This window comes from Enterobacter cloacae complex sp. 372C4, assembly GCF_050030615.1.
GTDB lineage: Bacteria > Pseudomonadota > Gammaproteobacteria > Enterobacterales > Enterobacteriaceae > Enterobacter > Enterobacter intestinihominis.
The window spans coordinates 4,446,744-4,470,829 of the sequence record NZ_JBLGUQ010000001.1 but is presented as its reverse complement, the minus strand read 5'-3'; the positions used below and the strand labels follow the sequence as shown (position 1 = coordinate 4,470,829).

29 protein-coding genes and 1 pseudogene are annotated in these 24,086 nt (G+C 51.0%); 16 read left to right on the top strand and 14 right to left on the bottom strand.

What is annotated here, in order from left to right:
• Positions 1-30 precede the first annotated feature (30 nt).
• The 3 genes from ACQG11_RS21660 to ACQG11_RS21650 all read left to right on the top strand — a co-directional run bounded on the left by ACQG11_RS21660 (position 31) and on the right by ACQG11_RS21650 (position 2,044).
• Positions 31-570 (top strand): tail fiber domain-containing protein, encoded by a 540-nt coding sequence (locus ACQG11_RS21660; protein ID WP_426728788.1) that lies wholly within the window; start codon positions 31-33, stop codon positions 568-570.
• A gap of 64 nt (positions 571-634) precedes the next feature.
• Positions 635-1,477 (top strand): tail fiber domain-containing protein, encoded by an 843-nt coding sequence (locus tag ACQG11_RS21655; protein WP_426728787.1) that lies wholly within the window; start codon positions 635-637, stop codon positions 1,475-1,477.
• A gap of 159 nt (positions 1,478-1,636) precedes the next feature.
• Positions 1,637-2,044 (top strand): ASCH domain-containing protein, encoded by a 408-nt coding sequence (locus tag ACQG11_RS21650; protein ID WP_426728786.1) that lies wholly within the window; start codon positions 1,637-1,639, stop codon positions 2,042-2,044.
• 138 nt (positions 2,045-2,182) lie between these two features.
• Here the strand turns inward: ACQG11_RS21650 and ACQG11_RS21645 are convergent, their stop codons facing one another.
• A complete protein-coding gene (locus ACQG11_RS21645; protein WP_426728785.1) occupies positions 2,183-2,749 on the bottom strand; it encodes a tail fiber domain-containing protein in 567 nt (188 codons plus the stop codon).
• Between the two features lie 130 nt (positions 2,750-2,879).
• Between ACQG11_RS21645 and ACQG11_RS21640 the strand changes: the two genes are divergently transcribed.
• The 4 genes from ACQG11_RS21640 to ACQG11_RS21625 all read left to right on the top strand — a co-directional run bounded on the left by ACQG11_RS21640 (position 2,880) and on the right by ACQG11_RS21625 (position 5,694).
• Complete coding sequence (locus ACQG11_RS21640) at positions 2,880-3,437, top strand: recombinase family protein (protein ID WP_426728906.1); 558 nt, start codon at positions 2,880-2,882, stop codon at positions 3,435-3,437.
• Positions 3,438-3,609: 172 nt separating this feature from the next.
• Entirely contained in the window at positions 3,610-4,029 is a 420-nt protein-coding gene (locus ACQG11_RS21635; RefSeq protein WP_415343567.1) for a translesion error-prone DNA polymerase V autoproteolytic subunit, read from the top strand.
• A 1-nt stretch (position 4,030) separates the two neighbouring features.
• The gene (locus ACQG11_RS21630; protein WP_426728784.1) at positions 4,031-5,299 is read left to right on the top strand and encodes a Y-family DNA polymerase; all 1,269 of its coding nucleotides are present in this window, start codon (positions 4,031-4,033) and stop codon (positions 5,297-5,299) included.
• A 128-nt stretch (positions 5,300-5,427) separates the two neighbouring features.
• The gene (locus tag ACQG11_RS21625) at positions 5,428-5,694 is read left to right on the top strand and encodes a hypothetical protein (protein WP_426728783.1); all 267 of its coding nucleotides are present in this window, start codon (positions 5,428-5,430) and stop codon (positions 5,692-5,694) included.
• A 121-nt stretch (positions 5,695-5,815) separates the two neighbouring features.
• On the opposite strand, the gene ACQG11_RS21620 is transcribed toward ACQG11_RS21625, so the two are convergent.
• Positions 5,816-6,493 carry an SOS response-associated peptidase gene (locus ACQG11_RS21620; protein WP_180256739.1) on the bottom strand — a complete coding sequence of 226 codons (678 nt, stop codon included), beginning with the start codon at positions 6,491-6,493 and terminating at the stop codon, positions 5,816-5,818.
• A gap of 418 nt (positions 6,494-6,911) precedes the next feature.
• Positions 6,912-7,097, bottom strand: a pseudogene (locus tag ACQG11_RS21615) (tyrosine-type recombinase/integrase); the annotation flags it as partial.
• 81 nt (positions 7,098-7,178) lie between these two features.
• Between ACQG11_RS21615 and ACQG11_RS21610 the strand changes: the two are divergent.
• The 3 genes from ACQG11_RS21610 to ACQG11_RS21600 all read left to right on the top strand — a co-directional run bounded on the left by ACQG11_RS21610 (position 7,179) and on the right by ACQG11_RS21600 (position 8,138).
• Entirely contained in the window at positions 7,179-7,310 is a 132-nt protein-coding gene (locus ACQG11_RS21610) for a hypothetical protein (RefSeq protein WP_255248590.1), read from the top strand.
• A gap of 204 nt (positions 7,311-7,514) precedes the next feature.
• Complete coding sequence (locus ACQG11_RS21605; RefSeq protein ID WP_022648260.1) at positions 7,515-7,712, top strand: hypothetical protein; 198 nt, start codon at positions 7,515-7,517, stop codon at positions 7,710-7,712.
• A 3-nt stretch (positions 7,713-7,715) separates the two neighbouring features.
• The gene (locus ACQG11_RS21600; protein WP_023300213.1) at positions 7,716-8,138 is read left to right on the top strand and encodes a GFA family protein; all 423 of its coding nucleotides are present in this window, start codon (positions 7,716-7,718) and stop codon (positions 8,136-8,138) included.
• 33 nt (positions 8,139-8,171) lie between these two features.
• On the opposite strand, the gene ompC is transcribed toward ACQG11_RS21600, so the two are convergent.
• Positions 8,172-9,299: a porin OmpC gene (gene ompC / locus ACQG11_RS21595; RefSeq protein ID WP_426728782.1), complete on the bottom strand. Its 1,128-nt coding sequence runs from the start codon at positions 9,297-9,299 to the stop codon at positions 8,172-8,174.
• A 386-nt stretch (positions 9,300-9,685) separates the two neighbouring features.
• Positions 9,686-13,210, bottom strand: coding sequence for a pyruvate:ferredoxin (flavodoxin) oxidoreductase (nifJ, locus tag ACQG11_RS21590; RefSeq protein WP_426728781.1), 3,525 nt, complete (start codon positions 13,208-13,210; stop codon positions 9,686-9,688).
• Between the two features lie 270 nt (positions 13,211-13,480).
• Here nifJ and ACQG11_RS21585 point away from each other — a divergent pair, with 270 nt between their 5' ends.
• Positions 13,481-13,747, top strand: a complete 267-nt coding sequence (locus ACQG11_RS21585; protein WP_003856935.1) for a putative hemolysin — start codon at positions 13,481-13,483, stop codon at positions 13,745-13,747.
• Between the two features lies 1 nt (position 13,748).
• Here the strand turns inward: ACQG11_RS21585 and hslJ are convergent, their stop codons facing one another.
• The 6 genes from hslJ to ACQG11_RS21555 form a co-directional block, all read right to left on the bottom strand.
• Positions 13,749-14,186 (bottom strand): heat shock protein HslJ, encoded by a 438-nt coding sequence (hslJ, locus tag ACQG11_RS21580; protein ID WP_039270661.1) that lies wholly within the window; start codon positions 14,184-14,186, stop codon positions 13,749-13,751.
• A 124-nt stretch (positions 14,187-14,310) separates the two neighbouring features.
• Complete coding sequence (locus ACQG11_RS21575) at positions 14,311-14,439, bottom strand: DUF2474 domain-containing protein (RefSeq protein WP_017693358.1); 129 nt, start codon at positions 14,437-14,439, stop codon at positions 14,311-14,313.
• The gene (cydB, locus tag ACQG11_RS21570) at positions 14,439-15,449 is read right to left on the bottom strand and encodes a cytochrome d ubiquinol oxidase subunit II (RefSeq protein WP_426728780.1); all 1,011 of its coding nucleotides are present in this window, start codon (positions 15,447-15,449) and stop codon (positions 14,439-14,441) included. The genes ACQG11_RS21575 and cydB overlap by 1 nt, the downstream gene beginning before the upstream one ends.
• Before the next feature lie 5 nt (positions 15,450-15,454).
• Positions 15,455-16,849, bottom strand: a complete 1,395-nt coding sequence (locus ACQG11_RS21565; RefSeq protein ID WP_155024809.1) for a cytochrome ubiquinol oxidase subunit I — start codon at positions 16,847-16,849, stop codon at positions 15,455-15,457.
• Positions 16,850-17,232: 383 nt separating this feature from the next.
• Entirely contained in the window at positions 17,233-17,712 is a 480-nt protein-coding gene (locus ACQG11_RS21560; RefSeq protein WP_072053791.1) for a DUF2778 domain-containing protein, read from the bottom strand.
• Positions 17,709-18,191, bottom strand: coding sequence for an Hcp family type VI secretion system effector (locus ACQG11_RS21555; RefSeq protein ID WP_426728779.1), 483 nt, complete (start codon positions 18,189-18,191; stop codon positions 17,709-17,711). Before ACQG11_RS21555 ends, ACQG11_RS21560 begins: the two co-directional genes overlap by 4 nt.
• Positions 18,192-18,608: 417 nt before the next feature.
• Between ACQG11_RS21555 and ACQG11_RS21550 the strand changes: the two genes are divergently transcribed.
• The 3 genes from ACQG11_RS21550 to patD all read left to right on the top strand — a co-directional run bounded on the left by ACQG11_RS21550 (position 18,609) and on the right by patD (position 21,868).
• Positions 18,609-18,797: a hypothetical protein gene (locus tag ACQG11_RS21550; RefSeq protein WP_017693360.1), complete on the top strand. Its 189-nt coding sequence runs from the start codon at positions 18,609-18,611 to the stop codon at positions 18,795-18,797.
• An 82-nt stretch (positions 18,798-18,879) separates the two neighbouring features.
• Complete coding sequence (locus ACQG11_RS21545) at positions 18,880-20,304, top strand: PLP-dependent aminotransferase family protein (RefSeq protein WP_426728778.1); 1,425 nt, start codon at positions 18,880-18,882, stop codon at positions 20,302-20,304.
• 139 nt (positions 20,305-20,443) lie between these two features.
• Positions 20,444-21,868: an aminobutyraldehyde dehydrogenase gene (patD, locus tag ACQG11_RS21540; RefSeq protein WP_426728777.1), complete on the top strand. Its 1,425-nt coding sequence runs from the start codon at positions 20,444-20,446 to the stop codon at positions 21,866-21,868.
• 35 nt (positions 21,869-21,903) lie between these two features.
• On the opposite strand, the gene ACQG11_RS21535 is transcribed toward patD, so the two are convergent.
• From ACQG11_RS21535 to ACQG11_RS21525, 3 genes are read right to left on the bottom strand one after another with little or no spacing between them, the layout of a single operon-like run.
• Positions 21,904-22,086 (bottom strand): DUF1869 domain-containing protein, encoded by a 183-nt coding sequence (locus tag ACQG11_RS21535; protein ID WP_003856955.1) that lies wholly within the window; start codon positions 22,084-22,086, stop codon positions 21,904-21,906.
• Positions 22,087-22,089: 3 nt separating this feature from the next.
• Positions 22,090-22,443 (bottom strand): DUF1971 domain-containing protein, encoded by a 354-nt coding sequence (locus ACQG11_RS21530; protein ID WP_063145846.1) that lies wholly within the window; start codon positions 22,441-22,443, stop codon positions 22,090-22,092.
• A gap of 27 nt (positions 22,444-22,470) precedes the next feature.
• Positions 22,471-22,797, bottom strand: coding sequence for a DUF1971 domain-containing protein (locus tag ACQG11_RS21525; protein ID WP_015570441.1), 327 nt, complete (start codon positions 22,795-22,797; stop codon positions 22,471-22,473).
• Positions 22,798-23,040: 243 nt separating this feature from the next.
• On the opposite strand from ACQG11_RS21525, the gene ACQG11_RS21520 reads away from it, so the two are divergent.
• Complete coding sequence (locus ACQG11_RS21520) at positions 23,041-23,214, top strand: GhoT/OrtT family toxin (RefSeq protein WP_003856960.1); 174 nt, start codon at positions 23,041-23,043, stop codon at positions 23,212-23,214.
• Between the two features lie 86 nt (positions 23,215-23,300).
• Positions 23,301-24,059, top strand: coding sequence for an alpha/beta fold hydrolase (locus ACQG11_RS21515; protein ID WP_023306286.1), 759 nt, complete (start codon positions 23,301-23,303; stop codon positions 24,057-24,059).
• Positions 24,060-24,086: the final 27 nt, after the last annotated feature.

The window sequence follows — 24,086 nt, the reverse complement described above, 5'->3', positions numbered from 1 at the left end:
GGTGGCATACCTATTGCTCTGGTGGATACCATGCCGTTACTGCTCTCGGTTCTATCGCTCAGGGGGCGAGCAACTGGCGCTTCTATAGAGCTAGTGACCATCGGTGATAGCGGCTCGCCCGGAACGCGAATCTTCTCATTTAACACAGTAACCGCAGATATTTCCGTGTCTGGCAGCGGCGGTTTCGCAGGTAATTATATTTTCTCCAAACAACCTAACTGTGACATCGATTTAAAGCATAGCGTTACATACGATGATGGTTACCAGTCGTACGAAAATATCAAACGATTCCAGCCCGCTACATACGTCTACAATGATGACCCTCGAGGGAGAGTTCGCCGAGGTGTAATTGCTCAGGACGTCATGAAGATTGATAGCGAGTACGTAAAGCTGGTCCCTGCTACGCCAAAATTTGATAGCGAAGGTAACAGGATTGATGCTGACGATACGTTAGCACTGGATAGCAACGTCATAATGCTTGATACCGTGCTGGCGCTGAATTACGTCATTAACCAGCTGGAGGAAACGAAAGAACTTGATGAGCTTAAGCAAAAAATAATGGGGTCATGAGTACTGAATATTTGCTATAGCCCGCCTTCACATGCGACGGGCTGCGTCTTTCAGAAACGTCGGTTTGGGAGGCAGCGCTACAGCCAACTTTGGAAGCCTCGACTCAGGTGCCAAAAAACCTTCTTCTGCAAGCTTTGTGGATTTCCATTTCCTTGGCAGTAACGACTATGACGCGCGCATACTGTGCGGTGGTAATTCTAATGGTGCTATGGGGAAAGGAGACTTCACATTTTACGCCGGGAAATACGTTTTTATCGGTGATAGCTTTGAGTTTCGTAACCCTATTACCTGTCAGAATAGCATCAGCGCATCTGCAAAAATTGCGACTACTTCTGATATGGAATGCAAAACTAAAATCGCTGTTTTGGCCTCAGCTGACAATCAAAATGCTCATGTATGGTTTTATGGCACAGGTGGGGCGTCCCGAGGAGTAATTTCTTCCGGCCAAACAGGGATTATTCAGATCCGCCCTGACAATAATGATAACGGCGGCTCCAACGGATACTCTTTTGCATTTGGGGCTGATGGTAAGTTCACCTGCGTTACGATGAATCAGACCTCAGATGAGCGGGTTAAATTCGAAAAAGAGCCCGTCAGCGAGGCTCTGGAGAAGATATGCTCACTGACGGGCTACACGTTCGGCATTCAGCTCACAGAATCGGAGTCGGTACGCAGCACCAGCATCATCGCCCAGGATCTGGAAAAGGTTCTGCCCGTTGCTGTAAGTCCTGGCGGGACTGGCACTACGCCAGCAGGAGAGGAAATTAACGACCTTAAAACCGTGGACTACAGTGCTATGAGCGCCCTGTATGTTGAGGCCATCAAGGAGCTGGCCAACCGGGTAAAAAGTATCGAGAGTGAGCTTGCCGAACTCAAAGTCCGATCCGCGATATTGCGTATTCATTGACCTGACAGTTTTATCTGGCAGCACACTATCAAATCTGACAGTCTGCTTTGAGCGAAGAGCGGACAAAGTAGCAGAGGGAAAGCATCAATGTTAATGTCCGGAAAGTTCATGTTAAAACTCTGTATGACATTTTTCATCGACGATTAAAAAGGGCTCTTAATGGCTACTGTTGAGGTATTAAAAGTAAAGTATCCAGGCGCAGATGCCTGGCAAATGGGAGACAGCCCGGAACTGGCCAGCGAGCTTGCGGACCTGATTAAAAAAGGGATTAAAACGGCCTCCTGCGGATCCTTTGCCTCTTACCAGCAAGAAAGTCTCCCGAGGATTGGAAGCTATAACATTATCCTTGATGGCCTGAATGCCCCGGTCTGCGTGACCCGGCTGGTTTCAATGCGACTGGTGCGTTTTTGTGATGTGACTGAGGAGTTTGCCCGCAAAGAAGGTGAAGGCGATTTAAGCCTTCAATACTGGCAGAAAGAGCATCAGAGATTTTTCAGCCGCGAAGGCCATTTTTCTGAAGATATGGAGTTGATCGCAGAAGAGTTTGAAGTGGTTGAGATCCTGTAGGACAAAGTAAAGGGGCTGGCGTTTGATCAATTGCCATTTATATCAATGTCCGCTTCTGGCACAGAGCGGACTGTCAGCTTAGGTTAAGCGCTGAGTAGTAACTGTGCCAGATCAAGTTTGAGCTAATACATATATAGCTTACTGAACTGAAACCTTAGTGGCAGCCTGTTCTTCCAATACCCTGACACGGATTGCCAGGGCCTTGATTGCTGCCAGCGCATCGAGCACTAGAGGGTTGAGGTCAAGTGTCATTTTCCCGATTCCTCTGCTGAATGAACATACTGGGGATCTATCTTTTTCCAGTTCCTGAGCAATAACGCCGCGGCGAATGACTTTATCTTCATCAGCAAGGTAGTAGAAAGTCTTAAAATCTATTGCCGCGATGTTTGACAGCGATTCGTTTGATCGAGATCCCCCATAGCTCTTAAAGTTAATGTCCGATGTTCCTGCTGACTGAAATACCGTCCATGGAGCATCTGTTTTTGCAGTTTGAGGATTCGTGTTTAACAGAAAACGGCAATAGCCAGCTCCGCCAGTGGTAACCCACATTTGCGCTATGCGCTGTGTGTTATAAGAGCTTTGGTAGCCACAGCCATTGGCAGGAGCCCAACTGGTGTTACCGTCAGCATCACTGATAAACGATGAGTTTGCATCATTTGGCCTTGGAGCCTGGTATGTTCCAACCCCAAAAGCCCCCACTTGCATGACATTACCGGAGTCCGTTCCGATGTCCCTCGTCGCGGATGTTCCCAAACCGACGTTTTATAGATTGCCCTGTTGCAGCCATGCCGATAACTACACCTGATTTTTTTGCAGAAAATATTGGGTGAAAAACATGCAAATTGGCTACGTAAGGGTGTCAACAAATGACCAAAACACAGATCTTCAGCGACAAGCTCTCGAACGAGCAGGATGTGAACAGGTTTTTGAGGAAAAAATGAGCGGAACGGTAGCGAACCGGCCAGCGCTTAAAAAGCTTCTGCGAACTCTGAATGAGGGCGATACGCTGGTAGTATGGAAGCTGGATCGCCTCGGGCGAAGCATGCGGAACCTGGTACTGCTGGTAGACGAACTCCGGCAGCGCGGCATCCACTTCAATAGCCTTACGGACAGCATAGACACCTCCAGCCCAATGGGGCGTTTCATATTCCACATCATGTCAGCCCTGGCCGAGATGGAGAGGGAGTTAATCGTGGAACGCACCCGGGCAGGACTGGCGGCTGCCCGGGAGAAGGGGCGGATAGGTGGCAGGCGCCCGAAGTTAACCCCAGAGCAATGGGCGCAGGCTGGCAGGCTGATCGCAAACGGAGTGGACAGAAAGCAGGTGGCGATTATCTATGATGTTGCTGTTTGTACGCTTTATAAAAAATTCCCTGCATCCAAACCGGCTTAAAATTGTGCATCTGGGGTTTCAGTCGGGAAATTTACAAAAATAATAATTCGAAGCCTGATAGAAACTTAGAAACGAAGCGGTGAAGCTTTAAACAGTCGCTACGACTAAGGTGTATTGCGCACTGACAGAAATGAAACTACTGTATATATAAACAGTGTTCGAGGTATGCGTAATGGAATTTATCAGGCCTACTGAACTGCGAGAAATTATCGCAATCCCACTATACAGCGATTTGGTGCAATGTGGTTTTCCCAGCCCCGCAGCTGATTATGTAGAGCAGCGTATTGATCTTAATGAGTTGCTTGTTTCCCATCCCAGCTCAACGTATTTCGTTAAAGCCGCAGGGGATTCGATGATAGAAGCGGGGATCAGCGACGGTGATCTGCTGGTGGTTGATAGCTCACGGACTGCTGAACACGGAGATATTGTCATTGCGGCTGTGGATGGGGAATTTACTGTTAAACGTCTTCAACTGCGTCCAACTGTTCAGCTCAATCCGATGAACGGTGCTTACAGTCCGATTTTGGTAGGCAGGGAAGATACGCTGGACGTTTTCGGTGTAGTTACTTTCATTGTTAAATCGGCCAGCTGATATGTTTGCGCTCTGTGATGTGAATTCATTCTACGCATCATGCGAGACAGTGTTCAGGCCCGATTTGAGAGGGCGGCCGGTGGTTGTTCTTTCGAATAATGACGGCTGCGTCATAGCGCGAAGCGCCGAGGCCAAAGCTGCTGGAATTACCATGGGGGAGCCTTTCTTCAAGCAAAAGGACCTATTCCGGCGCGCTGGGGTTGTTTGCTTCAGCAGTAACTACGAACTCTATGCTGACATGTCTAATCGGGTGATGACAACGCTGGAGGAAATGAGTCCTCGCGTCGAAATTTACAGCATCGACGAAGCTTTTTGCGACCTTACAGGAGTTCGCAACTGCCGGGACCTGACGGAGTTTGGCAAAGAGATCCGCGCAACGGTTCTGAAGCGTACACATCTGACGGTTGGGGTTGGCATTGCACAGACAAAAACACTCGCTAAGCTGGCAAATCACGCCGCCAAGAAATGGCAGCGCCAGACTGGTGGGGTGGTTGATTTGTCAAATATCGAGCGCCAGCGCAAATTACTGGCTATCGTCCCGGTAGAGGATGTATGGGGGGTTGGCAGGCGAATCAGCAAGAAGCTTAACGCCATGGGCATTAAAACGGCTTTGGACCTCTCAGAACAAAGCACATGGATTATCCGTAAACACTTTAACGTGGTACTTGAGCGAACGGTCAGGGAGCTGCGTGGCGAGCCATGCCTCGATCTGGAAGAGTTTGCACCAGCAAAGCAGGAAATTGTTTGCAGCAGGTCGTTTGGTGAACGCGTTACAGAGTACGAACAAATGCGTCAAGCTATTTGCTCTTATGCCGCACGCGGTGCTGAAACGCTTCGCGGTGAACACCAGTATTGCCGTTTTATCTCCGCATTCGTGAAGTCTTCACCCTTTGCCCTGAATGAGCCATATTACGGCAACAGTGCGTCAATGAAGCTTCTCTCACCTACACAGGATTCTCGCGATATCATCAACGCCGCGGTCAAGTGCCTGGACAAAATCTGGAAGGATGGCCACCGATACCAGAAAGCCGGCATTATGCTCGGGGACTTCTTCAGTCAAGGCGTGGCCCAGCTCAACTTGTTCGACGAAAACCCGCCGCGGGCCGGAAGCACAAAATTGATGGAGGTGCTCGATCACCTGAACGCTAAAGATGGAAAAGGAACACTTTACTTTGCCGGGCAGGGCATTCAGCAGCAGTGGCAGATGAAACGTGAAATGCTTTCGCCGCGGTATACTACACGGTTCGCAGATCTTCTAAGCGTAAAATGAGCTAAATTTAAATAAAATATTGAGCGGCGTTAAGATCCACTTTTGTGAGTTCAGTAAACTCTGTTCTTTCCATTGATCGCAAAAAGCTAGTTTCATGCAGTTCAAACTACTGAGCCGGATAATCAATTATGAATTTTGAAGAAGCAAAACAGTTGTTACGTGGTATTGAGCGATGGCCAACTCCGGACATGCATCAGAATCATTTGACACATCTTCACCCCCTTCCTGAAGGCTGGAAGTGGTTTAAAATGTGCGATGAATGGCGCGTGATTGCATACCTTGATAGTGGTGAGCAGCTTTTCTGGTATTCAAAAGTCTGGGCTAATCCAGTAAAACTTTCACCAGAAGCCCAAGACATGATTTCTCGTCTCGCACGAGGAGAACCATTTAAGTAATCAACGTGCATTGAGTGATTCAGTATCTCTACATTTGTTTTATTATCTTTAAGATCAGTTAATAATCATATGGTTATAAAAACTGATGCTGTTTATGGCTAACTCATAATACTTCGATATGCTAAACATCCTTTATCGGCTTGACTAATTCAGCCCCCTGATTTTTTATATTACCAACGGCGTGCGATACTGCATGCCATGTGAACGCGTCCGCTGGTACCATACCATCAACAGCTATTTCTTCTGCATCCTTCCCACCAATGTCCTGCATCATCCATTCCCGAGCTGACTCAGGTGTCAAAACTAGCGGCCGGCGGTTGTGAATATCCACCAGGCCTTTGTCGGCTGCAGACGTCACTATCAGAAAGCCTTCCGCTTCATCGCCGCGCTCAAATGGCGTGCTGCCGATCGCCGCCATAAATATTGGCTGGCCGTCGGCACGGTAGATGAAATACGGCTGTTTCTTGTCGCCTTCCTTCTTCCATTCGAACCATCCATCCGCAAAGCAGATCGCCCGGCCATGCTGCCAGAGAAGTTTAAACATTCGGCTGGTAGCCGCCGTCTCGACGCGCGCGTTAATGAGTGGCGGTTTATCCCACCACCCTGGCGCGTATGACCACAAGACCGGATCGAGATGCAGTTGCTTGTCTCGTTCGCTAAGCAGCAGGACTTTGGTACCGGGCGCCACGTTGTACCGACCAATAGGCTCTGGGTCATATGCGATATCACGATCGGCTTCATCGGTCAGGTAAGCAAGATATTCTTCTCGGGTTTGGGCTTGTGCAAAACGTCCACACATAGAAACCTCCAGTCAGTCAGACTGAAAGTATAGGGCAGGCAGAAAAAGTAGCGCGCTGGTTAAGTCTTACAAACGGATGCGTGGCGATAATGCTGATCAGCTTGGTAAGCGTAAAGGGGCGTGTTGCGAAACTGGAAGGAGCTACGCAAAAGAGGGGGGATTTTGGGGGCAGATTTAGGGGCAAAAATGCGGAATAGGGGCAAAAAAAGGGCACTGAAAATGTAGGTCTGGGTAGCTTTAGGGAGAAGTTATTATGCTATAACTAATTGAATAAGTAGAGAAAACAAATGATATCAATGAATTGGAAAAATCAGCGTAGCTTATTCAGGTTGTACTGTTCTTTCTTGTTAATCTCTTGATTTTGTTGCATCTATTCGTTACTCAGATCTCAAATGGGGCACAGGGTGAGAAAACGATTTCAAAGCGTCAGCTTCGTGTTCATCTCTTCTATCCATGTAGCATAGATTTCATACACCATCTGCGCATTTACGTGCCCCATCTGGTTAGCGATAAAAGACGGATTTGCGGCTACCGGTAAAAACCAGCATGCGAAAGTGTGTCGTGTATGGTACGGATTGCAGCGCCGAATGCCAGCACGATTTACAAATGAGCCCCTCAAAGAAGTTTGGTTAAGACTAACGGGTTGTCTACACTTACAGCTTACGCAGTAAAAACGGAGGTGAAAATGTCTGACCGTCCCGTTAATGGTGACCATCCTGATTATAATCCCAGCCCGGATAACCCGGAAAAGGATGGAAGAAAACCGAAAGATGATCCTGGCTCAGCGCCTGAATCAGGCGATAAAGATCCAGAGTAATGACCAGCCGCCTTTACGAAGGCGGTTTTAAAACCCATTACGGCCTCGCTATGCGCAACGCTATTCACGATATTCCGATACCCGCTCAGAACCCCCTGTTTTGCCGGACGAGAAGGTGAGATAAAGCACCGATCTCATCCCCGCGTTCCAGCACGTTTTACAGTTCTCCTGCTACGCTTTTGAGGGGGACAAGGGAGCGCTTCTATGAAAAATAAAGACGAACAGACAGGATTAGTTGGGCTGGCGATTGGTGCCGCCGTTATCGGGCTGGTTTCAGCGCAGAAGATCATCAACCGTGAAAGTATTGTCGATGAGCTGGTGAGGCTCGGCAGGCAGAAGGGGGATGGTGTCGAAGATGAGGTCTTTTTAAAAGCGGCTGAGTTAGTGAGAAAAGGGGTATAAGCGATGGCTGAAATTCGTCATGCACAGTGTCATTGTGGGGCGGTGAAATTTACTGTTGAGCTGACGGACGGCCTGAATACCGCACGGCGATGTAGCTGCTCGTTTTGCAGGATGCGCGGGGCAGTAGTGGTTTCCGCGCCGTTGACGGGTATTAAGGTGACGCAGGGCGCGGACACGCTCACAGAGTACCGTTTCAACACCGGCACGGCGCGCCATTTCTTCTGCTCGGTTTGCGGTATTTACACGTTCCATCAACGACGTTCCAATCCCAATGAATATGGTGTGAATGTCGCCTGTCTGGAAAATGTTACGCCATTCGACTTCCCGGAAGTGGCGGTAATGGATGGGATAAATCACCCTATGGATGGCGACAGCGGGGTAATTGGCTATCTCTCTTTTCGCAAAGAACAGGCGAAACAGAGATAAAATTAGCCCGCAGATCGCTGCGGGCTAACGGGATTAGAACTGGTAAACCAGACCTAACGCTACGATGTCATCCGTACCGATGCCATTGTTTTTGTAGAATGAATCATCTTCATCCAGCAGGTTGATTTTATAATCAACATAGGTGGACATGTTTTTGTTGAAATAGTAGGTAGCACCGACGTCAGCGTATTTCACCAGGTCTTTATCGTCCTGTCCATTGCCCAGATCTTTACCTTTGGACTGTAAATAGGAAACAGCCGGACGAAGGCCGAAGTCAAACTGATATTGTGCGGTCACTTCAAAGTTCTGGGTTTTATTTGCAACCGCATCTGCATTGTCGCCGTACGGCGTCATATTGCGGGTTTCGGAATACATTGCAGCCAGGTAAATGTTGTTGGCATCGTATTTGAGGCCTGCGGTCCATGCATCCGCAGTATCACCGCCCGCAGTAGTGTAATTTACCTGATCGTTAGTACGGTCAGATGAAGCATATGCCGCGCCTGCGCTGAAGCCCATGCCGAAATCGTAGGTTGCGGAGATACCGTAACCGTCACCATTTTCATGACGTGTATCACGACCGTTGTTGGTCCCTTCATTGGTAGAGCAGAAATTCTCATCGCAGTTATTACCTTCATTATTACCCTGATACTGCACCGCGAAGTTCAGACCCTGCACCAGACCAAAGAAGTCGGTGTTACGGTAGGTCGCCACGCCGTTTGCACGACCGGTCATAAAGTTATCGGCATAATTATAAGAGTCGCCACCAAATTCTGGCAGCATATCGGTCCAGCCTTCTACGTCGTACAGGACGCCATAGTTACGGCCGTAATCGAAGGATCCGTAGTCGCCTACCTTCACACCCGCGAAGGCCAGACGCGTCCAGGACTGATTGTCAGAGCCTTCGGTGTTGTTTGCCTGAATGTTGTATTCCCACTGCGCGTAACCGGTCATCATGTCGTTGATTTGGGTTTCACCTTTGAAACCCAGACGCATATAGGTTTGGTCGCCATCTTTTGACGCATCGTCAGAGAAATAATGCAGACCATCTACTTTGCCATACAGATCCAGTTTATTGCCGTCTTTATTATAAATTTCAGCTGCGTGAGCGGCTCCAGCCATTAACAAAGCGGGGATCATCAGTGCCAGTACTTTTCTTTGCATTTTGATTATTCCTTTGCAGTTATTTTTTTATTGCTTAGTGAACTTTCCGGGATGGAAAGCTGTCCCATGCTAAATCACACAGAGGGTTGATGAATAAAATATAATTGTTACGGGTTGAGTAAAACTAAAGCAAATGATGCGTTTGAAATAACAATTGATGTCGTGAATTAATCGTTATAATCGATACAAAATAAAAATTATTAATTAAGTGGTAAAGAAGGTATTCTCCATGGCGTTATATGCCTTTAAGATTTTTTCATCCATAATTCACGTGAATATTGTTCAGAACATTGAGGCAATTTTCACCGAACTTCTGGATTAGCCCGGTGCACGTGCATCGGGCTTTTTTATGGCAAAAAAATGCCCGGACAAGCCGGGCATAATGGTTATTCGCTGGTTGATTTTTCTGCTTTCCCCGCCAGCTGAGCAAGGAAGTCATAACGCTTCTGAAGATCCGCTGCCGCGTCCCTCCATAGCTGCTCTGCTACTTCTGGTTGTTGGGCGTTCAGCCTGCGGAAACGCTGCTCCTGAAGTAAGGTTTCGGCAAGGGCGTCTGAAGGCGGACGTGAATCCAGCGCCAGCGGTAATTTTCCTTCATCGGCACGGCGCGGGTCAAAGCGGTACAGCGGCCAGAAGCCGGTTGCGGTAAGCTGACGCATCTGGTCGTGGCTAAGCGCCAGATCGTAGCCATGCTCCTCACACGGGCTGTAGGCGATGATCAGCGACGGGCCAGGATACGCTTCCGCTTCCTGAATGGCTTTCACCGTCTGGTTAAGCTGCGCGCCCAGCGAAATCTGCGCGACGTAGACGTGTCCATACATCATCATGCTGACGCCCAAATCTTTACGCGCCTTACGTTTGCCATGCTCACCAAATTTCGTGACCGCACCCAGTGGCGTTGCTTTCGAGGCCTGTCCGCCGGTGTTGGAATAACACTGAGTATCAAGCACCAGAATGTTAACGTTTTCGGTGAGGCTCAGGACGTGATCAAGACCACCGAAACCAATATCGTAGGCCCATCCGTCGCCACCGATCAGCCAGATAGATTTTTCAACCAGCGCGTCAGCATCGGTCAGCAGTTGTTCAGCCCCTTCAACACCCTGAAGCGCGTGGCGCAGTTCAGCAACCTGTGCGCGACGAACGTCAGGCGTGGCCTCCGCATGCAGGGCGTCATTCAGCTCTGCCGGGATTTTATCGGCAAACTGTTCCAGCAGACGCATTATGCGGGCGCGGTGCTGATCGACCGTCAGGCGGAATCCCAGACCAAATTCTGCGTTATCCTCAAATAGCGAGTTTGCCCAAGCCGGGCCGCGGCCATACGCGTCGGTGGTATAAGGCGTAGACGGCAAGTTCCCCCCATAGATTGACGAGCAGCCCGTCGCGTTGGCAATCAGCATCCGGTCGCCGTAAAGCTGGGTAAGCAGTTTGATGTACGGCGTTTCACCGCATCCGGAACACGCCCCGGAGTACTCGAAGAGGGGGGTGATGAGCTGCGAGGTACGAATGTCAATACGTTCCAGCTTGTTGCGATCGATTTCGGGCAGGTCGAGGAAGAAGTCATAATTCACTTTCTCTTCTTCAACATGTTCCAGACGTGACATCATATTAATGGCTTTGATTGAGGGATCCTGACGATCTTTCGCCGGGCACACCTCGACGCACAGGTTACAGCCGGTACAGTCCTCTGGTGCCACCTGAAGAACATATTTCTGGCCACGCATATCACGGGATTTTACATCCAGCGAGTGCAGACTTTCCGGTGCGTCCGCCATCGCTTCTGGCGACACCACTTTGGCGCGAATGGCCGAGTGCGGGCAGGCCGCCACGCAGTGGTTGCACTGGGTGCATAGCTCTTCTTTCCAGATAGGGATCGCTTCGGCAATGTTGCGTTTTTCCCAACGGGTTGTGCCCATCGGCCAGGTGCCATCAGGCGGAAGCGCAGAGACGGGAAGAGTGTCGCCCAACCCGGCAAGCATCGCCGCCGTAACGGTTTTGACGAAATCCGGGGCAGCGTCAGACACCACTGGCGGCCGGTTCGGGCTGCTGGTATTGACTGGCTGCAACGGCACCTCGAACAGCGACTCGCGGGCCAGCGCCAGCGCCTGCCAGTTGCGCTCAACCAGCTCCTGACCTTTGCTGCTGTAGCTTTTGGCTATCGCCCCCTGGAGCTCCATCAGCGCGCTGTCGCCCGGCAGAATATTGGTCAGGTGGAAGAACGCCATCTGCATAACCGTATTGATACGCGCGGCCAGGCCGCACTCGCGGGCGATCTTCGCGGCGTTAATGACATACAGGCGCGCCTGTTTCTGGTTTAGCACCGCCTGGACTTCCTGGGGCAGTCGTGCCCAGACCTCATCGGCGCTATACGGGGTGTTGATCAGGAAAATACCGCCGGGCTTCAGGCGCTCGGCCATCTGGTATTTATCGATAAACTGGAGCTGATGACAGCCAACAAAATCCGCCTGAGAAATCAGGTATGCCGAGCGGATTGGATGTTCGCTGACGCGCAGGTGCGAGAAGGTCAACCCGCCCGCTTTTTTGGAATCGTAAACGAAATACCCTTGCGCATACCACGGCGTGGAGTTACCGATAATTTTGATGTTGTTCTTGGTCGCCGAGACGCTGCCGTCGCTGCCCAGACCGTAGAACAGCGCTTCCAGTTTCGCATTCGAGGGCAGGGTGTTTTCCGGCAAAGGGAGAGAAAGGTTAGTCACGTCATCATAAATGCCGACCGTAAAGCGCGGCTTCGGTTTTGCCTCGCGCAGTTCAGCAAATACGGCCAGGACGCACTCCGGCCCGAACTCTTTGGAAGACAAACCATAACGCCCGCCAATGACGCGCGGCAGCGTTTCGCGTTCACCGTGATTAAACGCCTCAGCCAGAGCGGTCATTACATCAAGGTAAAGGGGTTCAGCCTGCGCGCCAGGCTCTTTGGTGCGGTCAAGTACCGCCACGGCACGCGCGCTTTTCGGCAGGGCTGCGAGCAGATGTTTCGCAGAGAATGGACGGTAGAGGCGAACTTTTAGTACGCCAACTTTTTCACCACGCGTAAGAAGCTCATCGACCACCTCTTCGCAGGTGCCGATGGCGGAGCCCATCAGGACGATCACGCGCTCGGCCTGCGGATGACCGTAATATTCAAATGGCTTATATGCGCGACCCGTCGCAGCGGAAAAATCGTCCATCGCCTGTTCGACGTGCTCATATACCGCGTTGTACCACGGGTTTGTCGCCTCGCGGGACTGGAAATAGGTATCCGGGTTGGCAGAGGTACCCCGGATCACCGGATGTTCCGGATTGAGGGCCCGAGCGCGATGGGCATCAATGTCAGCCTGCGGCAGCAGGTTCAGTATGGTGTCATCCGGCAGCGGAACGATTTTATTGATCTCGTGAGAGGTGCGAAAACCATCGAAGAAATGAATAAATGGCACTCGACTTTTCAGCGTGGCGATATGCGAAATCAGCGCGAAGTCCTGTGCTTCCTGCACGCTGCTGGCGCAGAGCATAGCGCAGCCGGTCTGACGCACGGCCATCACGTCTGAGTGGTCGCCAAAAATAGAGAGCGCGTGTGTGGCTACAGTACGTGCGGCGACGTGCAGGACAAACGGCGTTAATTGTCCTGCCAGCTTGTAAAGCGTGGGGATCATCAACAGCAGCCCCTGAGACGAGGTGAACGAGGTCGACAGGGCACCGGTCTGCAACGCACCATGCACGGTGGCAATGGCGCCGGCTTCGGACTGCATCTCAACAACCCGCGGGACATCGCCCCAGACGTTTTTTACCCCATTACCAGCCCAGGCGTCAGCCTGTTCAGCCATCGTGGAGCTTGGGGTGATGGGGTAGATGGCGATCACTTCGCTGGTACGAAACGCAACAGACGCGACTGCACCATTGCCGTCAATAGTTTGCATAGGACAACACCCTTACATTGCGCAAAAAGAGGGGCCTGTAAAACGACGACAGACCCTGAATATTATCTGTGTATTTTAGCAAAGCTCAGGTTTTACGATTTTCGCTTTTGTGTCCTTGGGATGCGCTGTATCAATGACTGGATGGCTATTCGCGTTAAAAAATTGCGAGAAATTGTTACCAGGGCGCATAAATACGCACATCCGCTCTCGACGATGCGGCGCGTGATGCCTATTATGCATAGGTTTCGCTTTATTTATGGGGAGGAAGGTATGCGTTCAGCATTTTGGGTCGGATGTGCCGCGTTACTGTTGTCGGCATGCAGCAATGAACCTGTACAGCAGGCGACAGCGGCACACGTTACGCCGGGTATGCGAGCGGCGATGTCCAGTTCAGGTCAGGCCAACTGCGCAATGATCGGCGGTTCACTCTCCGTTGCCCGTCAGCTCGACGGCTCCGCCATCGGCATGTGCGCATTGCCAAATGGCAAACGCTGTAGTGAGCAGTCGCTTGCCGTAGGTTCGTGCGGAAGTTACTGAGTTATTCAACTCGCTTAAACATCAATGTTTTATTGGCTGTCGCCAGCGTTAACTGGTCTTCGGTCAGGTCTACCTGTGCGCCTGTGCGTAGCATATCGGCGATGGTCTGATCCAGTTCATTTAGCTGCGGCTCGGTGCAGAGTTTCCGCGTCATTGCCAGCGTTTTGACCGTCAACTCTCCTTCGGACAATTTACCCTGGCCGTTGAAGCCGTTGCACATTGTGCCGGAGACGACAATGTTGTTAATCAGGCTGATATTGGGTTGCGCACTGAAGCGAATTTCAGGCTGCGTTTTCCCGCCTTTGACTGCTTTGCCATCCACATTTTCAAGAACGAAACGGTGATTCTCTAACTGATCGGTCTGAACGGAGGCTTTACCGGGATTAACGCATCCCGCCAGTGCGAGGCTGATTAAACTTACTGCCGCGAGCTTTTTCATTTTTCTTCTCAAACTATCAATGCTGTAAATATTTTTTCAGTGTAACCATACCCTCCAGGGTGTTAATGGGGTTTATCTGAAAGTGCGAGATAAGGACCGGGCGGCAACGCACCCGGTGAGTGAATTAGTGCGATTTAAATCCGGCTGCGGCCATCAGCATTTTAAAGAGCATACTTACGCAGGCCAGTGCCAGGACGCTGCCGCCCCAGATGATGGCAAGCCACATCAAACGTTTCCATACAGGTTGTTGCATCAGTGATAACCCTCCCCATGCTGTACTTTTCCGCGAAAAACGTAATAACTCCAGAAGGTGTAGACCAGAATCACAGGAATGATCAACAGTGCGCCCACCAGCATGAAGCCCTGGCTTTGGGCTGGCGCAGCGGCCTGCCAGAGGGTAATGTCCGGCGGGATGATATGCGGCCAGATGCTGATCCCAAGCCCGCTAAAGCCAAGAAAAACCAGCCCTAACGTCATGATAAACGGCAGTGTATGGCTCGCAGGATCGTTCAGGCAGCGCCACTGGCACAGACTCAGGATCGCAACCAGCGCAGGAACGGGCAGCAGATAAAACAGATTTGGCAGCGTAAACCAGCGCGCAGCAATGGCTGCTTGGGCGAGAGGGGTCCATATACTGATTACCGCAATGAATACCAGAAGCAGGAGCAGAAGCACTTTCGATACCTGACGCATCCGCTGTTGCAGGGCATTTTCGCTTTTCATTACCAGCCACGTTGATCCTAACAGCGCGTAAGCCACCACAAGACCCGCACCGCAGAAAAGATTGAACGCGGTAAACCAGTCAAACGGACCACCGCTGTAAGCGCGACCGGTGACGTTGAACCCATGGATGACCGCGCCGACGGTGATGCCCTGGCTGAAGGTCGCCACAATTGACCCGCCAATAAAGGCCTTATCCCAGAACGGGCGGTGTGCCGGAGTCGCTTTGAAGCGAAATTCGAAGGCGACGCCACGAAATATAAGCCCGATCAGCATTATTGTCAGTGGAATGGTTAGCGCGTCGATGATCACCGCATAGGCGAGAGGAAAGGCGCCAAACAGGGCCGCACCGCCAAGCACCAGCCAGGTTTCGTTGCCGTCCCAGACGGGAGCCACGCTGTTGACCATTACGTCGCGATCGTCCGCATTCGGCGTTACCGGAAACAGTATGCCTATCCCCAGATCAAAACCGTCCATCACGATATACATCAACGTGGCGAAAACGATAATCACGAACCAGATAATGGAAAGATCGATACCCATTACGGTTACTCCTTAAATTCAGTGGTGACGGCAGAAAGCGGACGAGCAGGGCGGCCATCGGATTCAGTCGCGAAGGATTCATAAGGCTGCGGCCCTTTTTTAATCAGACGCACCATATAGCTGTAACCCACGCCGAACACCGCGGTATAAACCACGAAGAAGGCCAGCAAGCTGATGCTCATGTGCAGATCGCCATGTGCGGAAACCGCATCCTTCGTACGCTGTAGCCCATAGACGACCCAGGGCTGGCGGCCGACCTCCGTTGTTACCCATCCGGCGAGGATCGCGATCAGCCCGGACGGCCCCATCAGCAGGGTAAACCACAGGAAGGAACGTGAGGTGTAGAGGCGCTGTTTGTAACGCAGCCAGACCGCCACCATGCCCAGGAAGAGCATCAACATCCCTAAACCGGCCATGATGCGGAAAGACCAAAAGACAATGGTGGCGTTCGGGCGATCGTCTTTTGGGAACTCCTTCAATGCCGGAACCTGTTTATCGAAACTGTGGGTCAGGATAAGGCTGCCGAGAGCGGGAATTTCAAGGCTAAAACGGGTCCGTTCCTGATCCATATCCGGCCAGCCAAACAGCAGCAACGGAGTAGGCTCACCCGGGGGATTCTCCCAGTGGCCTTCAATGGCGGCTATTTTCGCGGGCTGGTGTTTTAAGGTATTAAGCCCGTGCATATCACCCACCAGTGCCTGAACAGGGGCTACGATCAACGTCATCCACAACGCCATGGAGAACATGGTGCGAATGGCAGGGGTGTTGTTTCCGCGCAGCAAATGCCAGGCCGCGGAGGCTCCGACAAACAGCGCGCTGCTGAGAAATGCCGCTATCGACATGTGCAGCAGGCGGTAAGGGAAGGAGGGGTTAAACACCACGGCAAACCAGTCCACCGGAACGACCTGACCGTTGATGATTTCATACCCTTGCGGTGTATGCATCCAGCTGTTTGACGAGAGGATCCAGAACGTAGACATGAGGGTCCCCAGTGCCACCATGCAGGTCGAAAAGAAGTGCAGCCCCGGCCCGACCTTATTCCAGCCAAACAACATTACCCCGAGGAACCCCGCCTCAAGGAAGAACGCGGTGAGCACTTCATAGGTCAGCAGAGGGCCGGTAATGCTGCCCGCAAACTGCGAAAACCCGCTCCAGTTGGTGCCAAACTGATAAGCCATCACCAGGCCGGAGACCACGCCCATCCCAAAGTTGACGGCGAAGATCTTCGACCAGAAATGGTACAGCGAACGCCAGACGGGGTTTTTTGTTTTCAGCCACAGCCCTTCCAGCACGGCGAGATAGCTCGCCAGGCCAATGGTTATCGCCGGAAAAATAATATGAAAGGATACGGTAAAGGCGAACTGTATTCGCGCAAGATGAAACGCATCGAAACCAAACATGCAAAACTCCGCAGTGCAAAAAATTCGATGCCATTCTAAGCTTTGCCAGGTCTGGGTTGCAGAGACAGACCGATGTTATTTATCTATAACAGTTTTCTTGACCGTCTATGTGAAACTTGTATCGGGCGGTAATATTACCGCCCATGTTAACGCTCACTTTCGTAACGCCCAAAGGTAGATCAATACGGCGTTAAGCAGAAAGGAAAAAATAAAAAGTAATAATGTGTAGCTTTCACTCCATTCAAGTTCAGTTACAAATCCAAAATGTCTGGTGTAGAGGTGATAAAGCAAAACATCCGGCATGATGTAGCATACCAGCGAATAAATAATGAAAAGCATCAATGTTTCGACCACCCACGTAAGGGCATGTTTTCTTGCATTCATCAATATACCTGTATGGTGCCAAGTGCATTTAATCCAGCAGCGACTTTTATTGTGCCGGACGCCAGTAGTCCATGCATTAATATTCTGAAGTGAGCATGGTTTGGTAATGTGATGCATCCATTACTAATACCGGACTGTCCCGCAGGGTGTAGACGAAAAGATCCTCGCTCAACTCTGTTGATAAAGGTTGTATCGTCAATGTGATTATCATGACGATAAAGAGCAAACCAAAAATCACGGTTCGATCCGCTTTCAAACTCTTTGATAACATCATGCCAGTGGGTAGCTAACCCACCTCGAGGACGTGTAACGATATAATAGAGTCCGGGTGGTAATGGCCCTACCTCAGGCGTTGAAACGGCATCAGGATTGTTTCTGTTGTGACCTGAGTTTCCTGAATATGCGGGGAAAAAGCCCAGGCCAGGACAGCTCAGCGTTGAAAGTTGTCCCCCGTTTAAATGAAAAGTACATCGAATCATCTGTCTTTCCATTCATCAGAGAAGAGAATATTCCCGTCGCAATGCTTCCAGGTAATCTTTTCGTAGCGAAGTGCGATACTTTCGAGATGGTTATGTTTTTCAGTCGCGGGATTTTTTATATCATGCATGAGTGGGCAGATAGAGACAACTTTCACGTTCTCCAGTAGCATGTTGAAGTATTCGACCTCCTGGCCTGCATTATTGATATGATACCACTTAAACTCAGCGCTTTTTAAGGTTTGTCCTTTTGCTACTGCTTTGTACAAATAGGGGCTTGAGCTGTCGAACTCTTTTTCAAAATTAAGTGGGCTATGAATACGGGTACCTGTGATCTTACCGGTCATGTTGTCGGTAGGGAGATACAGGCCGTGCCCAAAACTCAAAATTTCGATACTTCCCTCACGATTTACAACGTCGACAGAGCCCTTAATATTCGCGCCACCGTCATCTTTTAGCCAGAGGTATGTTGGAATTGCCATCCTATAGTTCCTTTTTTCTGAGTGAATCTGAAAAGTTAATACCTCTATTGAACCAACCAGGTAGGCATAAAATGCCATATAAAACAATTATATTTCAATGTGTTATGTGTTGGTGCTTCGAAATCGGTTTCTTGAATAATCAATGAAGCTGTAGACAATCTTGAATAAAAAATTTCTTTTTATGATTTTTACGCATTAAACAGCTTGCTTTGTCGCCAGCAACATGCGTTAATGGATTTCTGGTTTTGAATCCAAATAAATATCTGACGTAGTTTTATAAAGCAGTTCTCATCACGTTGTGCCTCTCCGCAGCCTCTCTTGGGTCTTTATCTACATTCCGATTAGTTTTGTATCGAACCAACTTTTGCCTGATCGGCTCATGAGTAATTTACGTTTTTACGTTTACAGGAGAATCCTATGACTTCTTATATCCATTTCCGCTGCCCATGCTGTCATGGCTCGCAGTACCGCACCTCAGCTTTTGATGTGTCTGACAAAAATCCGTTCGGCGCAAAATGCATTTTCTGCAAATCGTCGATGATCACGCTCGACCACCTGGCCGCAGCGCGTTCTGCTCAGAATCACATTACTGAGTACCGCAAGTAATCTACCGCGTTTCCCATAACAGTTAGCAAATTCTTCTCTTTTTCTCCTGCTGATATACACTGTCAGCAATAAGGAGAATCTGATGAAAAAATACCAGCGTCTGGCGCAACAAATTATCTCGCAGATTGAGCTTGGCGTATGGTTGCCGGGCGATAAGCTGCCTTCTCTGCGAGAGCAGGTGGCAAGCAGCGGCATGAGTTTCATGACCGTGGGCCACGCGTATCAGATGCTGGAAAGTCAGGGGCGCATTGTTGCCAGACCGCAGTCAGGCTATTACGTTGCCGCCCGTCCGACCACACACCAGCCAGCACCGCCCGCGCAGGTGATGCGCGATGAAGTAGTTGACATCAACACCTATATCTTCGACGTGCTACAGGCCAGCCGCGACCCCTCCGTTGTCCCTTTTGCCTCGGCATTTCCCGATCCGCGCCTATTCCCGCTTCAGCAACTCAACCGCTCGCTGGCTAATGTCAGTAAAACGGCCACGGCCATGAGCGTGATTGAAAACCTGCCGCCGGGTAACGTCGACTTACGTCATGCCATTGCCCGTCGCTACGCTCAGCAGGGGATGAATATCTCCCCGGACGAAATTGTGATCACCGCGGGCGCGCTCGAAGCACTCAACCTTAGTTTGCAGGCTGTCACTGAACCAGGTGACTGGGTTATCGTTGAAAACCCCTGTTTTTATGGCGCACTCCAGGCACTTGAACGTCTGAAACTGAAAGCGCTGTCGGTTGCTACTGACGTGCGTGAGGGCATCGATTTCAGTGCCCTTGAGCAGGCGTTAAATGATTATCCGGTGAAAGCCTGCTGGCTGATGACCAACAGTCAGAACCCGCTCGGCTTCACGCTGAGTGCAGAGAAGAAAGCTCAGCTGGTGGCCTTATTAACCCGGCATAACGTCACGCTGATTGAAGACGATGTTTACAGCGAACTCTACTTTGGCCGCGAAAAGCCGCTTCCGGCAAAGGCCTGGGATAAGCAGGATATGACGTTGCACTGCTCCTCATTCTCCAAGTGTCTGGTGGCCGGTTTCCGTATTGGCTGGGTGGCGGCGGGAAAACATGCGCGCCGTATTCAGCAGTTACAGCTGATGAGTACGTTATCCACCAGCTCCCCCATGCAGCTGGCGCTGGTGGATTACCTGGCGACCAAACGTTACGACGCCCACCTTCGTCGCCTGCGGCGCACGCTTGCTGAACGCAAACAGCAGGCCTGGCAATCGCTTTTGCGCCATATGCCTGCTGGCGTCAAAATCCATCATAACGACAGCGGCTACTTTTTATGGCTGGAACTGCCTGAACAGCTGGATGCGGGGCAGTTGAGTGAAAAGGCATTAACTCATCAAATCAGCATTGCGCCCGGCAAAATGTTTTCCACCTCCAATATCTGGACACCGTTTTTCCGTTTCAATACCTCATGGGGATGGGGCGAGCGGGAGGAGCAGGCGGTCGTCCAGCTGGCGGCGTTAATTCGCGAAATGATGCTGCCCCCAGTCACACCTTGATGAAAATTCCTGAAGCGACATGATGCGCGGTCTACCTTTAGTAAGGGAGTGCGGATTGGTGACGTGACGTTGTCACGAATCGACCCGCCAGAACGTGTGCTGACAGCGAAAACTATGTCGATTTCAACAGGACGATGCTATGCAAAATCAACTGCTGATTAATGGTGAACTGGTGACCGGCGAGGGTGAGAAGCAGGCGGTTTACAATCCTGCCACGGGTGAAGTATTGCTGGAGATTGCTGAAGCGTCGGCAGCACAGGTGGACGCTGCCGTCCAGGCTGCCGATCGCGCGTTCACTGAGTGGGGGCAAACGACGCCCAAAACGCGCGCCGAAAGTTTGTTGAAACTGGCTGATGTGATAGAAGCCAACGCTGACGCGTTCGCACAACTGGAGTCGCTAAATTGCGGGAAACCGCTGCACTGTGTCCAGGGAGATGAGATCCCGGCCGTGGTCGATGTGTTTCGCTTCTTTGCCGGGGCCGCCCGCTGCCTGAATGGGCTGGCTGCCGGAGAATACCTCGAAGGACATACCTCAATGATTCGCCGCGACCCGGTTGGCGTTGTCGTCTCTATCGCGCCCTGGAACTATCCTCTGATGATGGCGGCGTGGAAGCTGGCGCCCGCGCTGGCGGCGGGAAACTGTGTCGTCATCAAGCCGTCTGAAATCACCCCGTTGACGGCGCTGAAGCTGGCGGAACTGGCGAAAGATATCTTCCCGCCAGGCGTGCTCAATGTGCTGTTTGGTCGCGGCAAAACCGTAGGAGATCCGCTGACCGGGCACGAAAAAGTCCGTATGGTTTCTCTCACCGGCTCTATTGCTACCGGAGAACATATTATCGGGCATACAGCATCTTCAGTTAAACGTACCCATATGGAATTGGGTGGAAAAGCCCCGGTCATTGTCTTTGACGATGCAGATTTGGATGCCGTGGTTGAAGGCGTGCGTACGTTTGGTTTCTACAATGCTGGTCAGGATTGTACCGCAGCCTGTCGTATCTATGCCCAGAAGGGGATTTACTCCGCGCTGGTCGAAAAGCTGGGCGCAGCTGTTACCAGCCTGAAAATGGGCGCGCCGGACGATACATCAACGGAGCTGGGCCCGCTCAGCTCCGCAGCGCATCTTTCCCGCGTTTGTGCTGCCGTGGACGAAGCCAAAACCCTTGGACATATCCGCGTCGTCACCGGTGGCAGTAAAAAAGAGGGGGCAGGATATTACTTCCAGCCAACGCTGCTGGCCGGGGCGAAGCAGGAAGATGCGATCGTCCAGCGAGAAGTGTTTGGCCCGGTGGTCAGCGTGACAGAATTTGAGGATGAAGCGCAGGTGCTGAACTGGGCTAACGATTCGCAATACGGCCTGGCCTCGTCCGTCTGGACAAAAGACGTCGGACGCGCCCATCGCCTCAGCGCACGGTTGCAGTATGGCTGCACCTGGGTCAATACCCATTTTATGCTGGTGAGCGAAATGCCGCACGGCGGGATGAAGTTATCCGGTTACGGAAAAGATATGTCGGTCTACGGACTTGAGGATTATACGGTAGTCCGACATGTCATGTTTAAACACTAAACCCTCATGCCCGGCGCAGTGCCGGGCGATTCAGCTTACCAGCCACATACCTCGTGTTCATTTTCCGTATCGTAGGCGCGAACGGTGTTCACCAGATCCTTCACGACATCTGCCGCGACGTCCGGGATCAACAGCTCCATTGGCGCTTCTGTTTCATAATCCACCGACACGCCATTGCTGTTATTGGTGACGGTCACGGTATAGGTAGCCTTACCCATTATTTACTCCTTATGCGTGTTGACCACTTTACCGATACCCGCACCGCTGAGCGTGACGGCAGGATCCGCGAAAAAGTCGATATTAAAATACGTGTCGTCGGTCAGTAGCTCAATGCGGTGCCATTTTTGCGGTGGCGAGATGCCAAAAGAACCGGCCTCAATGACCACTTCCAGATCGGGCTCGGTGGCATCGCCATCGGCAAAGCCAAAGTAACGCACCGCACCCTGCATGACGGACAAACGACCGTACACGCCTGCTTTGGTGTTGTGATGGGTAAAAAGCGCTTTTGGGGCGCTCTCTTTATTCCAGAACGGCGTCGAGCGGGTGTGAACAAAGTTTTCAGGAATACGTAACATAATAGTTTCCTTCATGTTGTCGGACGCTTAAAGGGACTTAAGCACCTCAGGTTCAACAAAGAATTCAATATTGAACAAGGTATCGTCGGTCATCACCTCAATGTGGTGCCATCTCTCTGGCGGGAAAACGCCAAAACGACCCGCTTCAATGACGAGCTCGCTGTCAGGCTCAGGTGTAAATTCATCAGCATAGCCCAGATAACGCACCGCGCCACGCATCACCGACAGGCGAGGGTAAACGCCCGGACGCGTGCCCGTATCAAGGTGACGTTTAAAAATGCCGGCGGGGGCCGTTTCTTTGTTCCAGAAAGGCGTGGAACGGGTGTGAATGCAACTCTGCGGAATGCGTAGCATGTTTCCTCCCTTAAAAGCCTGCTGTTATTAAACTGCTTTCTGAGGGGATGGATTTATCAAAAAGTGCATTTAATATGCATCTTATCAATAATAACCGTTTTGCTTTACCCGGCGTTGTTACACAAGGTACTCAGTTGTTATTATCCTTAGTATTTAAGTGGTTATGATGTAACGAAAAAACTTGATCTGTGTCAACATATGACGCATATTGCGTGCGGTTATTTTTCGGCTCAGGTAAACAGAATGACGTTGTATCAAAAGATGTTGGTGTTCTACGCAATCATGGCCTCCATCTGCGCATTAATCACCTGGTTCCTGTCTAAAGATCGTAAACGTATTCGCCTGTTGAGCGCATTCCTGGTGGGTTCCACCTGGCCGATGAGCTTTCCTGTTGCCCTGTTGATCTCTCTTTTCTGAAGCACGCTTCCAGAATCGGCATCCAGACATAGCATTCCATACATTGAGGCTGTATAAATATACAGTCCGTCATACATGGAGTGCTTATGAACAGTTTCTATTCACAGCAAGCAGGCTGCACGGTGCGCTGGCAGGATCTTCCCGGTTTCGGTGACCCGGTTGTGTTTATCCACGGGTTGGGCTGTGCATCGTCGTATGAATATCCTCGTATTGTCTGTGATACCCGTTTCGGGGGGCGCAGAGCCATTCTGATCGATCTCCCCGGTAGCGGTTACAGTGACAAACCTGACAACTACCGTTATCGCACAAGTGAACAGGCGCAGGTGGTGGTTGAACTGTTAGACCATCTCGGCCTGGATAGTCTTTGGCTCTATGGTCATAGCATGGGGGGGAGTATCGCGATCGAAACGGCAACGCTGCTAAAGTCACGCGTTAAAGGCCTGATAGTGTCTGAACCCAATTTTCATGCGGGTGGCGGGATGTTCAGCCGGGCAATTGCGGCCCAAACGGAACAACATTTTCTGGAACAGGGCTATGATGACATGCTGCGGGCGGAAACGACGGCGTGGTCTGGAAGCCTTCAAAGCAATGCCCCCTGGGCCGTCTGGCGCGGCGCAACGAGCCTGGTCAAGGGCGTTAAACCCGACTGGGAACACCTGTTTTTGTCATTGAGCTGCCCGGTCATGTTAGTTTTTGGTGAGTGGTCCCTGCCTGATGAAGATTTTAATCGCCTGCAACAAAAAGGCGTTGCTGTAAAAATTATCCCTGATGCGGGCCATTCAATGTCCTGGGAAAACCCGTCAGCGTTGGCTCAGGCTTTGTCTGGCTTCATAAACGGATCATGAAGGGGTAGCCCGCATTGCTGCGGGCTG